Source organism: Vreelandella massiliensis (genome assembly GCF_900155385.1).
GTDB classification, from domain to species: Bacteria; Pseudomonadota; Gammaproteobacteria; order Pseudomonadales; family Halomonadaceae; genus Vreelandella; species Vreelandella massiliensis.
The window spans coordinates 129,476-143,129 of record NZ_LT699746.1 but is presented as its reverse complement, the minus strand read 5'-3'; the positions used below and the strand labels follow the sequence as shown (position 1 = coordinate 143,129).

General features: G+C 53.6%; 14 protein-coding genes. All 14 read left to right on the top strand.

Annotated elements, in window-relative coordinates; all coding sequences use genetic code 11:
• The first annotated feature begins 9 nt into the window (after positions 1 to 9).
• Complete coding sequence (locus BQ9846_RS15245; protein WP_075881907.1) at positions 10 to 537, top strand: hypothetical protein; 528 nt, start codon at positions 10 to 12, stop codon at positions 535 to 537.
• A gap of 85 nt (positions 538 to 622) precedes the next feature.
• A complete protein-coding gene (locus tag BQ9846_RS15240; RefSeq protein WP_083651629.1) occupies positions 623 to 1,597 on the top strand; it encodes a RecT family recombinase in 975 nt (324 codons plus the stop codon).
• Between the two features lie 105 nt (positions 1,598 to 1,702).
• Positions 1,703 to 2,242: a hypothetical protein gene (locus tag BQ9846_RS15235; protein ID WP_075881905.1), complete on the top strand. Its 540-nt coding sequence runs from the start codon at positions 1,703 to 1,705 to the stop codon at positions 2,240 to 2,242.
• Positions 2,243 to 2,395: 153 nt separating this feature from the next.
• Entirely contained in the window at positions 2,396 to 3,430 is a 1,035-nt protein-coding gene (locus BQ9846_RS15230) for a YqaJ viral recombinase family nuclease (protein WP_075881904.1), read from the top strand.
• 300 nt (positions 3,431 to 3,730) lie between these two features.
• Positions 3,731 to 4,936, top strand: coding sequence for a DUF3150 domain-containing protein (locus tag BQ9846_RS15225; protein WP_075881903.1), 1,206 nt, complete (start codon positions 3,731 to 3,733; stop codon positions 4,934 to 4,936).
• Positions 4,937 to 5,022: 86 nt separating this feature from the next.
• Positions 5,023 to 7,068, top strand: coding sequence for a VWA domain-containing protein (locus BQ9846_RS15220; RefSeq protein ID WP_075881902.1), 2,046 nt, complete (start codon positions 5,023 to 5,025; stop codon positions 7,066 to 7,068).
• Positions 7,069 to 7,171: 103 nt separating this feature from the next.
• Positions 7,172 to 7,567 carry a hypothetical protein gene (locus tag BQ9846_RS15215; RefSeq protein ID WP_075881901.1) on the top strand — a complete coding sequence of 132 codons (396 nt, stop codon included), beginning with the start codon at positions 7,172 to 7,174 and terminating at the stop codon, positions 7,565 to 7,567.
• 198 nt (positions 7,568 to 7,765) lie between these two features.
• Positions 7,766 to 8,071: a hypothetical protein gene (locus BQ9846_RS15210; RefSeq protein ID WP_075881900.1), complete on the top strand. Its 306-nt coding sequence runs from the start codon at positions 7,766 to 7,768 to the stop codon at positions 8,069 to 8,071.
• A 78-nt stretch (positions 8,072 to 8,149) separates the two neighbouring features.
• Positions 8,150 to 8,401 (top strand): hypothetical protein, encoded by a 252-nt coding sequence (locus BQ9846_RS15205; RefSeq protein WP_075881899.1) that lies wholly within the window; start codon positions 8,150 to 8,152, stop codon positions 8,399 to 8,401.
• Entirely contained in the window at positions 8,388 to 8,801 is a 414-nt protein-coding gene (locus BQ9846_RS15200) for a type II toxin-antitoxin system PemK/MazF family toxin (protein ID WP_075881898.1), read from the top strand. Before BQ9846_RS15205 ends, BQ9846_RS15200 begins: the two co-directional genes overlap by 14 nt.
• A 136-nt stretch (positions 8,802 to 8,937) precedes the next feature.
• On the top strand, positions 8,938 to 10,173 hold the full coding sequence (locus BQ9846_RS15195; protein ID WP_075881897.1) for a DUF7146 domain-containing protein: 1,236 nt from the start codon (positions 8,938 to 8,940) through the stop codon (positions 10,171 to 10,173).
• A gap of 98 nt (positions 10,174 to 10,271) precedes the next feature.
• The gene (locus BQ9846_RS15190; RefSeq protein ID WP_075881896.1) at positions 10,272 to 10,559 is read left to right on the top strand and encodes a hypothetical protein; all 288 of its coding nucleotides are present in this window, start codon (positions 10,272 to 10,274) and stop codon (positions 10,557 to 10,559) included.
• Between the two features lie 275 nt (positions 10,560 to 10,834).
• Positions 10,835 to 12,886 carry a methyl-accepting chemotaxis protein gene (locus tag BQ9846_RS15185; protein WP_144049472.1) on the top strand — a complete coding sequence of 684 codons (2,052 nt, stop codon included), beginning with the start codon at positions 10,835 to 10,837 and terminating at the stop codon, positions 12,884 to 12,886.
• A gap of 278 nt (positions 12,887 to 13,164) precedes the next feature.
• Positions 13,165 to 13,626 carry a hypothetical protein gene (locus tag BQ9846_RS15180; RefSeq protein ID WP_075881894.1) on the top strand — a complete coding sequence of 154 codons (462 nt, stop codon included), beginning with the start codon at positions 13,165 to 13,167 and terminating at the stop codon, positions 13,624 to 13,626.
• The last annotated feature ends 28 nt before the right edge of the window (positions 13,627 to 13,654 follow it).

The following is a 13,654-nucleotide window of genomic DNA, read 5'->3' as shown; positions in this document are numbered from 1 at the left end:
AGGGCAGTGATGGAGACGCTTACCGACAAATGGGTGTATTGGGAGTCGCAATCTATCGACAAGCCCAATATGACGGCTTACCTGGACGTGCTCTGGGAAAGCTGCCAAGAAGTCGCCCACGCCTCTCAGCTTGTATGTTCCCCCGACAAGGGGGAGCTGCTACGCGCTGAAAGTGCCGTGATTACGCTCGATACGATGATGGGGCCAAACGTCATTAACCCGTCGGATATGTCCGGCAGTGGGATGTTGTCGTTACCCCATGATCACAAACTGCTCATAGCGCTTGTTGCGATTAGCAATAGCTTTCACCAGACGTTCCGTTTGGAGAATGAGCCGCAAATCCAGTTTAGCTACGACGACAACGAACAGTTGCCGGATGCAAAGCGATGCTGGATCGAGGTTGCGGAACTACTTCGACTTGGCGATGTTTCTGACACGCTAATCGACGAGTACCGATATGGCCTCGCTATTCAATTAGGGCTGGCTGGTGAGCCATTGGATATTCGATCTAGTCGGATACCCGATGCGTTTTTCTAGCTAGACCCTCCACCCTGATGGGGTATCACTGATGCCCCACTGGGGATAGGTGATGCCCCTTTTTTCATTCTGAAAGAAGGAAACCATGATGCAATCACCTATCCAGCAACAGCAGCAACCAGCCACTTCGCAGCCGAACGGCGATAACGACAAATCCTTAATCGTTCGCATGGCCGAACGCCTGGGGAACGTCGAGCCGGAAAAACTGTGGAATGTGCTGAAAAACGACTGCTTCAAGGTGCCTTACGGCCAACAGCCCACGAATGAACAGCTGATGATGCTCTGCATTGTCTCTGAGCAGTATGGGCTTAACCCGCTGACCAAGGAGATTTATGCCTTCCCCGACAAGGGCGGCATTATTCCCGTGATTGGCGTGGATGGCTGGGTATCAATCTTGCGGCGCCAACCTGATTTTCAGGGCTACGAGTTCCGGTATTCCGACAACATGATTCGAATGCAGGGGGCGGAAGTAGACGGCTACGAATGGATTGAATGCACCATGCACATTAAAGGCATGACTTCGATCACGGTGCGCGAGCACTTGGATGAAGTCTACAAGCCGCCGCGCAAAGGCCGCTCTGGGCCGTGGCAAACGCATACCAAGCGTATGCACCGTCACAAGGTCTTGATCCAGGCTATTCGCATGGCCTTTGGCTTCTCCGGTGTCTATGACGCCGATGAAGCCGACAACATCCGCAATAATCGTTCAAGCGATGGCAATGAGGTCGACATTACCCCGAACTCACCATCCCCGACGCTGTTGCCGCCCGCTTCTGATAGTGAGCTAAGCGATAGCGAGAAAAGTATGCGCAAGCAGCTTTTGCAACGGGCTGAATCAAAGCAGTGCTGGCGCGCTGCGATGGAATGGGTGCAAAAGCACCCAAACTTGAGCGAAGCGGTCAAAAAGCGCTTTGTGAATGATCTATCGGAGTCAGAGCTTATGCACACGCCGCTAAGCGACGACGAAGTAGAACCCACACAAAAGCGTGCGGAAACGCCAAACGCTGATAGCGCCAATGATGCCGATCCGGCACCTGAAGCGCCTGACGAGCAAGCGTAACCGCATCTTCATATCGAGCCTTTGGCTCAAACACCCATCCCTAGCGGGCATACACCTTCCCGCTAGGGGAGGGGTGTGCCTGCATTGATTTCAATGAGGCACACCATGTCGACAACCACTTTTCCCCTGCACCATTCCTTTTATCTCTCTGTCATGGAGCTGATTGAGGAAGCGGAATCCACGGGTGATACCGACTTAATCGGTTTTGCTAGTGAGGTAGATGCGACACCTTTTCAAGCCGCCTGGGACGCCGTGCGCGAGCACTGCCAAGGTGAGCTGACAAATCTGTGCGGCATTGAGCTGCGCAATGATCGCATCCAGCAGTGGGCGACCATTTTGGTCGATCCAACGAACCCATCCATTTTCCGTGCGCAGTATTACGCGGCCAATGGATTTCAAGGACACGCCTGCTATCAAAATGCCATTGAAACACTGGACGAGCTTATTCGTTCGGGGTTTCAAACGCTTGATAACGGGGCTTTAGAGCGCATGAGCGCTACATCGGAATGGCAGGTCGGTTGCGAAGTCACCTCGATCTTACAGCGTATCAATAGCGGCACGCTTTCTTATCGAGAAGGCGAGCAACGCTATCAAGCGCTGTTGGCTCAAACGGCTCATTCTCAGCGTGAGGATGATGCCGCATGATGCCGTTAATCCTGGGTACGCTATCGACTATCGCCTTAATCGGGGCTGTCGCCATCGCGGCAGTGATCGAATCGCAATAACCCCTAGTGGACATACATTGCCCACTGGGGGCTTGTGTGTCCGTAGGGATAACATGATGAAGGAGTTATCCAAATGGCACTGCACTACGACACCATCAACGTCACACAAGGCGAGCAAGATTGGCTGGATTGGCGCCAGGAAGGCATTACCGCTACCGATGCGGTCGTGCTGGCTGGCATCAGTCCGTACAAGTCAAAATGGCAGCTTTGGGCAGAAAAGACGGGTTACGCCAGTGCGCCCGACCTGTCGCAAAACCCCAACGTACAGCGTGGCAACGCCATCGAGGCCAAAATCCGCGCTGAGTGGGAACAGCAAACCGGCGACATGATGTTGCCCGTCTGCGTGCAGTCCAAGAAGTCACCGCTACTGCGGGCGTCGTTGGACGGCATCAATGATGATAATCACCCTGTCGAGATTAAGGCACCAGGACAAAAGGTGTGGAAAGAGATCGAAGACCAGGGGGAGCAATCAACTGCGTTTCGCATGTACTGGGTGCAGATGCAGTTTCAAATGCTTTGCTTGCTGGCGCCCAAAGGGACGCTGGTGTTTGGCAAAGAAGAAAGCGATGGCAGCATTACGTTGCGGTCGTTTGAAATCCAGCGCGACGCGGCGTTTGCCAAGCAGCTTTTGCGCGACGTGGCGGCGTTCTGGAAGCAGGTGCAAACCCGATCCGCACCGGAGAAAGACCCTGTGCTGGATCACTACATCCCTGAAGGAGAAGATGCGGAAGCGTGGCGCCAAGCCGCTGCGTATTACCGGACGTATCAGAAAGAAATTGACGATATGAAGGCCCGTATCAAACAGCTTCAGGAACAGCAAAAACCGCTGGTGGATACCATGCTGGGCTTGCTAGGTGACGAGTACAAACGCGGCGAGTTCGCGGGTGTTATGGTCACGCAGTACGAGCAAGAGGGGAGCGTCAACTATCGCAAAATCGTCGACGATCAGCTTGATCTTGATGATGAAACGTTAAACGCTTACCGCAAACCCAGTTCCATGCGCCACCGCGTCACGGTGACAGAAGAAGCGCCTCGGAATATCAATGACAAAGAGGTGGTGGAGCAATCCAACAAGCCTACGAAAGTCATTCCCGATGCCTTTTTCTAAGCCCTTTAAAACCCGCCGCTGGCGGGTTTTTTTTGGGTTGAAGATTGCCGCTGACGCCGATAGACTCAAATTGTTGCTCTTTGAGCGATAGTGTTTGCCGAACACTCAAAACATACGGATTCATCTTTGCTAACAGCTCACTGCTGTTTAGCCCTTCTCAGTTCAACAATGCCGCTCTGGCATTGTTACCTTCACCACTACGCACTTCCTCCCAACGGGACACGATAACTTATCCCGTTGCGGGAGAGTTGTGTGTGTCGCTTGGGTGTCGTGCGCGCAATTTCTCTTAGGAGACTCCGCATGATGACTCGCAACAACGCAAAAGCTGCCGACACCAACACTGAAACACTGGATCAGGTCGCCCTGGTTCAATTAAACGTTTCGGTTTGGTCAGGCCAAACCCAGTTGAAAGCCGAAGACATCCGGCTTGGTGATGGCGGCAAGCTGCCTCCCGCCAAGGTGGCGCAGATTGGCAACAAAAAAATCTGCAATCCCGATGATCTCAAGGTGTTCCGCACGCTGCGCGAAACCATCCGCAACACGGTCACAGACCACGGCGTACCGCTGATGGGCGGCTATGCCATCCCGCAGGATGTCGTTTCCAAAGTGGTGCCTAAACTGGAAATGCTGATCAAGAAGTTTGAGGACGCCAAGGAAAAATTCTTGGCCTCTTACGATCAGTCTCTTGAAGATTGGATCGCTGAAAATCCTGGCTTTTCCAATGAGATTCGCCGTTCAGCGCTTCCGGTCGAAGACGTGAGAGACAGGATTTCCGCCAGCTTTAAAATCTACCAACTTGCCCCCGTGGCAGGTGCGGAAGAACACGTTGGCGGTAAAGTGGAAATGAGCGATTCGCTCATTACCGAAATTCAAAAAACGGCCCGAAAGTTTTACGACAAGTACGGCAAGGCAAGTGTATCAAAAGTTGATCCGCGCACCGTGGCAACGTGGCAAAACCTGCGTTTCAAGGTGAGTGGGTTGACGTTCTTGGATGCCAAGTTTGATGCACTGAACGATCTGTTGCAGGAGACAATCGACCTTTATGGCGATGCGAGTGTAACAGGCACCAACCTCGCTCAACTCAAGCACAACGCGCTTGTATTGAGCACAGACGAGATTCACACCTATCTGTCTGGTGGCGCTACGGCAACACCAACAGATGATGCTGACCAGGACGATGCTGATGAAACAGCAGACGCTTCTGACAGCAGTGAAGCTCACACCACGGATACATCCTCTCAACCCGCTCATGCCGATGCTTCCGAAAGCGCGTCCACATCGACTGCCGATGCTGACGCTGCCGACTCTGAAGCTAACGCTGACGGTGACGACGGGGATGATTTCGACAGCATGTTCGGCGACTTGGATAGCCTGCTATCCGGCGACGAAAGTGCTGACACCGACGCGCCGACCGAAGCGGATCAGGAGCAGGGCGAAGACGATTCAACGTCAACAACCCAGCCTGAAACCCAAAAGGTCGCGTCTGTTGATTGGGGCGCCTGGTAAGCACCAGCACGCTCTCTCACCACCCAGAACGGGCACACCCACCCGTTCGGGTGGGTGTGCTCTTAACATGATGCTAGGAGTACACAATGAGCAAGCAAGCCTCAACACTACAGAAAGCCCTTCCGATTGTAGCCGCCGCTTATGGCCGCAAACTGGGCGTCAAAGTGGCGATTGGCAACGATGACAGCTCGGCATATACGGATGGGGAAACCATCGTAGTACCCAACATTTCCTCGGATTATCCGAAAGACGTGATTTGGGGCTACTTGGCGCATGAAGCCTCGCATGTGCGCTTTACGAACTTTAATGTTCGTCGCATTCCTGGGGCACATGCCGCGCTCACCAATATCATCGAGGATGCCCGCATCGAGCGGGAAATGGCACAGGCTTATCCAGGCGTGGCCAAAGAACTCGACGCCATTTGGCACTATTTGAAAAAAGCCGGTTATGTTCAAGACGTTTCCGATGAAACGCCTGCTATCGGCATTCTTCAAATGTATTGCCTCTATTTTTTGCGGTGCAATTATCTCAAGCAAACCATGCTTCAGGATGCGCTGAAAAAAGCAGAGGCAGCGCTTTGCAACACTTTCCAGAAGGGTGCGCGTATCCGACTGAAAGGACTGCTTAGCCAAGTGCCCACGCTCACTTCAACCAGAGGTGCCGCTGATCTTGCAGAACAGATCATGGACATGCTGGAAGAAGAAGCCAACAACCCGTCGGAAACCGATGATGCTGACGACAGTAACGACTCAAGCGATGATGGCGATACTGACGAAAGCAACAGTGCTGACGACACTGATGATGCTCAGTCGGAAACATCCAGTGATGAAGATGACCAGGCATCGGATGATTCAACATCGAGTGGCGAAAGCGATGATGCCAGCGATGGTGATGACAGTGACGCAGCAGGTAGCGACGGCAGCAGCGAAGCCGAGGATTCGAAAGCTGACGACAACACCAGCGGTAACGCGGGTGACGACGAAGGCGATGATGAATCGGACAGCAGCGGTGGAGCGAATGGTCAAAGCGACGATGCTGACACCAGCGACAACGACAGCAAAAGCACTAACAGCGCTGAGGGTGACGGAGAGGAAGATGCCAATGGCGACTCCACGACGAAACCCAGTGGTAGCGGTGATGGCGATGTCGATCAAGACAAAGCACAAACCAATACCCAGCAAGTGCTGAGTGCCGGTCGGGGTGATGAACTGCCCGACCCCATGAGAACGCTTCGCGCTGACATGGATGCGGAAACAGAAGCGGTGTCGTATTCTTTTCCCGTGACGATCCCTGATGGTGTTAGCGACACCTTACTTGTTGAAGAAAGTGGCTTGGGGCAGGGAATTAAGAACCATGTCCATGCCACTTCGCACAAGTTACAGCACCGTCTCGCCGGTTTGGTGCAGGCAACACAGCGTCAAGCAGTGCGGCCTTCCCGTCGCGGTAAGCGCATTAACACGAAGAATTTAGCGCGCATGGCCGTGGGCGATACCCGCGTCTTCAGCGCTAAAGACCGTGTTAAGAAGCCCAACGCGGCGATTCATATTCTAGTGGATATGTCCGGCTCCATGTGTATGTCGCAACGTGATGTTCCGTTCTGCAACGTCGAGAATGTCGATGATTTTACCGAGGCGTTTGCGGAAGTGGATTCAACCCATCGTTGGGGCGTTAGGCTGCCCTTTCAGGTGGCGCGTAACGCAACACTGGCGCTCACACAGGCGCTTGAACGCATCAAAGGGGTCAATGTCGCCGCTACGGGGTTTTCGTCAGTAAACGACATTACGCCGATGCTCAAGCATGGTGAAACGCTTAATCATAAAACGATTCAGCGTTTTGCAGTGCATCCCGTTGGGACGACAGCGTTGGCCGAAGCCCTTTGGTACAGCGCGGTTGAGCTCAACAAAACGCAAGAGGAACGCAAGGTCTTGATTGTCTTGTCCGATGGTTCTCCCGACAGCCCGTTGGCGACCCATCAAGCTATCAAGCAGCTTTCCAAATCCGTTGAACTTGTTGGCATTGGCATCTTGGACGATGCGATTGTCAATTACATCGACAACTCTACCGTCGTCAACGAGCTTGGCGAGTTAGAGAAAACACTGATGGATGTGGCTCGCGCCTCCATCCTGAAGTGACGCAACGCGCAGTGGCGGCTTGACGCTACCACTGCATCCACCCAAAGGGGGTACACCACCCCCTTTGGGCGTGGTGTGCCTGATGTATGAGGCGAGGTCTTTTATGACTGCACACCACGATGTAGATCAAATGGGTCTTTTGTTTGATAGCTTTTTGGAGCTAGGTGTCGACCCCGACACGCTGCACTCCCGCGATACAGGGGATAAAGGCGAACTTGTCGAGTTAGACGCTTTTTCAAATGCACCCAATCAGGAATCTTGGTCAAACGATGACGTTTATCAATTCGTCGAGCGCTTTTTTACCGCGTCGATTTCCACGCTAGGTAGCCCTTTTGCGGGGCATAAGGCACGGGACGAAGCGCGAGGATGGTTGCTTTCCGATGACACGGCATACCCGCTGTCATTTGTGAATTGCTGCGCCATGCTCGGTTATGACCATGACGAACTGCGGTCGCGGGTTCTGCTCACTTGCAAAAATGTGGCATTCCGCGATTGGTAGTGGCAGGCAGGCGTGGGGGGGAATCCCCCACCTTGCTTGCCTGGCGGTATGCCGTGACGTATCCCCAGGCAAGCAAGTTTCTCTGCCGTTGGCAGTGATCGTGGTCGCTTCACCACGCTAAATAAGTAGCTTCACTCTACCCACTAGGGGGTTCGCCTCCTTCTGGGCTGGCGTTCCCCATTGCACATGAGGTTCGCCATGACACACACCACTTTTGGCTCTGCCGACACGCTCCGTATCGACGTTGACGCGCCGCAAGGCCGCATTGTCTGGGAAGTGCCGGTAAACCCAACACCAGGGCAACCAGCCTCGCAGCTGGCTGACCGCATCCAAGAAATGCTGTCACTCCTAAAAATGCGCAAACGCTACGCCCCAAGGCGTGATGGATTGCTGACATTTCGGGAACAGCAAACGCTCAAAAGCTGGGAATCGGCTTATAAAAAAGCCGTTGCCGCTGAAAGCCGGATAGATGAATTGCTTGGCAAGCATCTTAAAGCCGGTTAATTCACCCAACCCAATGCGGGCACTTTTCGCGCCCGTAAGGGTGTGGGAGTGCTCGCTTTCACTCGATTGGAGGCTCCCATGAATACTAAGCAGTTTGTCGTCAAGTACGACGAGCATGAGGTGATGGGCGATGTGCTGACCAAACACGCCCGTCGGCTTCATATCACACCGGAACAGCTAATCAGGCGCGTTCTCGCACGCGAGTTGGGCGATGTTGATCTATCAGCATCATCCCTCAAGCGCGAAACATGCCGTGAAGCATTCTGGCGCAACAATGGCGCTCTCATGCCACCGTCCTGCCAAAAGGGGGTGCGCTATGGTGCCGTCTAAACATCATTTCGTTGGCAGCGTGATTTATGCCTGGATGCCGCACAGCGAGACGCCCCACCAACCTGGCCCGAAATATCGGCCCGTTTTGGTGGTGGGTGTCGATGACGAAAGCGGTTCTTTGTGTATCGCGCCAGGCACCACGCAGAAGCTCGATAGCGTGCTGCGGGGGCAAATCCTGATCGACAAAATCCATGACGGTCAGGGGTTACAGCAGCCAACCAAGTTCAAGATCGACAATGCCCGCTGGGTGCCTCTTACTCCGGCCTTTTTGATGGGACATGGCCAGCAATATCGCTTTGCTGGTGCCATCCCGATCTACAAAGTCCGCGAGCTCTATGAGGTGATCCGCGAAGCTGATCCTGAATTGCGCAGCCGTCGTATCACGTCTTTGGCGTCGTAACGACAACGATGATTCACCCCAAGGGGAGATAAACACTCCCTATGGGGGCGTTTGTCTCCCTTCGGGGCTTCACTAAAGCCCCTGCGCCTAGCGCGGTGGTTTTCGGAAGCCCCGAAAACCAATGGAGACATCGCCCATGATGATTGATCGTGATAACGAGTTTTTCAAAACCGACGAGGTAAAGCAGTCGGCTAGAGGCAACTGGATCGCCATTTTGAGTCAGTTCGGTGCGCTCGCACCTGCCCTCAATAAGCCTGGCCGTCATGTACCGTGCCCGAAGTCGGGACAAGGTAAAGACGGTTTCCGGTTGTTTCCCCGTGATCTTAATGAGCGCGGGGGTGGTATCCACAATGACCCGAATATCGGCTCAATGACCGACGGTTTTTCACTCCTTATGTGGCTCAATGACTGGGATTTTCGCACGACCGTAACGGAAGTGGCGCTAATCCTGGGGATGGAGCCGTATCGCAAGAAAGGTGGCCAGCCGCGTCGTGTGCATACTGCACCGCGTCGGTTAAACCATGATGCCGAATCCGTAGCAAAAGCGGCTCAGCGTAAGCTCGCCCAGCAACAGCATGTGGATCGGCAACAACATCAGCAACGGCTTCAAGCGCTATGGGATGAAACCCTGCCGCTGACCGACGCTCAGGCCGTGACCGTTAAGGCGTACCTGGGAAATCGTGGCATTGCCCATAGTGACGCCATGCTAAACGCGCTCGCTACAGGTGACTCACTGCGCTTTCACCCAGCACTGGCTTACTACGGTGTTATCGAGCGCCAGGAAATGACGGCATCAGGTGAGGCCATCATCCATGAACAAATAGCCGCTTTAGGGCATTATCCTGCGCTTATTGCGGCTATTCGTGACGAGCACGGCAACATCACAACGCTGCATCGCACTTACCTAGCCCATGATGGCGCTGGGAAGGCGGATGTTGACCATCCTCGCAAAATGCTCGCATTGCCCGAAGGGGTAAGCGTGACAGGGGGTGCCATTCCATTAGCGATGCCACGCGGCATCCTGGGCCTTGCTGAAGGCTTGGAGACAGCCACAGCGGCGTACAACGCAACAAGGCTACCTACGTGGTCGTGCGTGAACGCAACGCTGCTGGCGGGCTTCAATCCACCGCCTGACGTTCACACGCTGGTCGTGTGGGCCGACCGTGACCGCTCTAAAGCGGGTGAGGTGGCGGCGGAACAGCTCAAGTCGCGCATGAAGGAGAAAGGCGTCAAGGTCGTCATTATGCTGCCTGACGCGATTATCCCTGCCGACGAAAAGGGCGTGGACTGGAATGACATGCTGCTGCAACACGGGGCCATGTCGTTTCCATCACGCCAAATCATTCTCGATAGCATCGCCAACGCAACATGAAGGTCGGTGTTCGCTATCACTTCATCTTAACCCACGGGGGTAATGGCGCCCCTGTGGGCGCATTGCCCCTTCAATTAACCAGAAGCGAGGTAATGCGTATGAAATCATTAAAAAAACGCTGGAAAGCATTGAAGCTAGGCGGGGCCAAGGCACCCCCGCTGCATGTTCCACCTAAAACCCTATTGGAAGTCTCTAAAGACCTCCGCAAAATCGGTCTAGGTGGATTATTCGCTGGCGCAGGTGGCATTTTTGCCGTCGGTGGCGGGTTGGTTAGCGCTATCACCGCGATATTGCTACTACTCGCTGGCGCGTTAGTATGGGTTGGCGCTATCGTTCTCGATGCGGCTGCTCGACATGCAGACGAGGTTGCCAAAAAGGAGTCTTGATATGGCCCTCAACGTGACGATCTTCATCCTAGCAATGCTATTTTTAAGCATCGCTGGCTATGGAGTGATCATCGCCTTTCGCATTATTGCTGACAGCGACAAGCACGACTAAAACCCCTTGCCTCCGGCTTGGGGTTTTTGTCTTTTAGGCAACTTCTTTCCCAGCCCCAGCTTTCTAGCCAAGCACCATTTTTACGCATTTCAGCACGGCTTTTCTCGCCGATGGCCACGATACCCTTGTGTGGCTTTTCCATTCATCGACCGTGCAGAATGCCATGACTTCAGAATATATCCTCCATGACAATGATGTGTTGATCAGTCAAACCCAATCCGATAGCACGATCACGCAAGCCAATGACGCCTTCGTAGAAGCCAGCGGTTTCAGTCGTGACGAGCTTATCGGCTCTTATCACAATATCGTCCGACACCCTGATGTGCCCAAAGCGGTCTTCAAAGACATGTGGGATAACCTACAGCGAGGGCGCCCGTGGTCGGGGATCGTGATGAATCGGCGAAAACATGGCGGCTACTACGTCGTCAAAGCCAATGTGACGCCACTGACAGATCACGGCGAGATCAAAGGCTTTTGCTCGATTCGGCATAAACCGGACGACAAAGAAAAAGCGCGTGCGCTCAGTGCTTATGCCGATATGAAGGAAAACGGCCAACGTTCGGCCTGGACTATCCGGCAAGGCAAGGTTCAAAAGCGGTATAGCCTGAGTCGGCTGATTCCCTTCAATCCTCGATCACTGGTTACGAAAACCGCCTTTGCCAATACCCTAGCGATAGCGTTTCTGCTAGGCATCGCCGGAGTGGGCGCGAGCATGGTGAACAGCGGCGGTGAAGCGCTAGAGTCTTCACAATCCCACCTCGATTCCATCAATACGCTCGGCGCCATTCGCGCTGAAACCGTTAAGGCTCGACGAAACATCAACACGACGCTGAGCCAACCAGACACCATCAATCCCACCACCTTTCAAAATCGTGCCGCCAGTATAAAAAGCGAAGCGATGGCGCATTGGGAGCAATTCGCCGAACACGCTGATGCGAACGGCATTACGATTGTCGATGAAACCCGCGAACTAGAGCGCTATTTTGAGGATGGGGTGGATCGCACTGTGGCGATGATGGCTGAGGGCAACATTGAAGGGGCTACAACGCACCACAATGAGTTTCTAGCGACCACAACCCCAGCCTGGGGTGAAACGCTTACAGCGCTCTCTGATCGCGTAAATGCGGTCGTCGACGACGACATCGCGCAAGCGGTTAGCCAGCAAGTCACCTCACGCAACATCATGCTCAGCATGGGGTTATCCGGTTCGGCAGTGATTTTAGCTATGGGCCTCTACCTCTATAGTCGACTCAGCAAGCCAACGGAAGCATTACGTCGCGCCACGCTGGAAATGGCCGCTGGCAAGCTCAAGGGAAGCCGGTTTGGCCGCTTTGACAACGATGAAGTAGGGCAGACAATGGATGCAATGGAGCTGGCGCGGCTATCGCTGGGCGGGCTTGTTCGTGAAGTGAAGACCAGCATCCAGCAAGTCGACGGCACGGCTGACGAATTTGCCGGTGGCTCTCAGGATTTATCCTCTAAGGTGCAACAGCAGGCAAGTGCCATTCAGCAAACGGCAGCGAGCATCGAGCAAATTACCGCTGTTATGGAGTCTTCTGCCCAAAATACGGATCAAGCCTCTAAAGCCAGCATTGGTAATACAGAAAGCGTGGATAACGCTGAGGCTCAAATGCAAAAACTCAATGACGCTATAGCGCATATCACCGACAACACCGAGCAAATGGAAGTGTTGGTAGATAGAATTGACGGCATTGCCTTCCAAACCAATATCCTGGCTCTTAATGCCTCCGTGGAAGCTGCCCGCGCTGGTGAGCATGGCCGAGGCTTTGCCGTGGTCGCGGAAGAAGTAAGAAAGCTGGCGCAAAACAGCGCCGACGCGGCCCAAGAGGTGCGTAACCGTATCGAAAAAACGCGCGAATCCGTCGTGTCAGGCGCCAGCATCACGTCTATTGTCGATGATGCCGTTAGCAACATTCGGGAGAGTTCGCATCGCGTCAACGACCTTATGGGAGAGATAAATTCGGCCTTCAGCGAGCAAGAAAAAGGCGTATCGGAAATCAACAATGCCATCCAGGAGATCGACGTAGCCACACAATCGTCAACTCACCTCATGGATCGTTTTGAACAGGATGCTGTTGAATTGCGTAGAGAAGCCTGGACGCTTAAAAGCAGCACCGAATTGTTTGATGCAGGCGAGACAAAAGCGCTTATGCCGCCCGATACCCATTTGCAACGCCAAATGGCCACGTCTTGAAGACGAAGGATAGGGGCAGTAAGCTGATGGCAGCACTACAGGCATAGTGCTAAACCAATGGCATGAAAAGTCGCCTTAGTTCATGGGCAGGGCTGAGGCATCGGATGAACCCGTTATCGCGCAAGCGGTAGCGGGTTTTTTGGTGCGCAATTAATGGCGCAAAAGCTGATTTTTGAGGTGTTCAGCAAGCCTTGGCGCTGATACGGCCTTGGTAGAGTGGCTTATATCACCCTCTGCCAATGGATTTAAAAATGCTGAGAAAATGGAAAGAGCGCCGCATGATTCAACAGGCGGAAAAGGAAGATGCCCAGCGCACGCTAAGCCGGATAGACGCCTACCTCTACAGACGATTACCTGCTATCGAACGCCGCCACCAAGAGCTCGATAAAGGCTGGTCGACAACACTGAAATGTCTCGATATGGAAAGCAGGCAATTAGAAAATTTGCGTAATGATGTCGACAGGTTAGAAAGCACCCTCAAAGATACCATCGCGGAGGTAACGGAATTAAAAAATAAGCTAGTGGGTACGCCCACTGATACCTCTAACGCATTCGGGCAAGAAAACCACCATAGCGAGCCCGTTTTAGCCAGGCGAAAACTCCAAGGCGTGCCTAATGAGAGGCGCCTTACACCTAAGCTACGCCAACCCCAACGGATCGGCATCGAGCATCATAGCGGAGACGCATCACCTATCTTGGAGCGTGCTTGCGCCTCAGAAACCGATAAAAATACCGTCTAGGGAGTCGCTATATCATGCCAAAACGCCT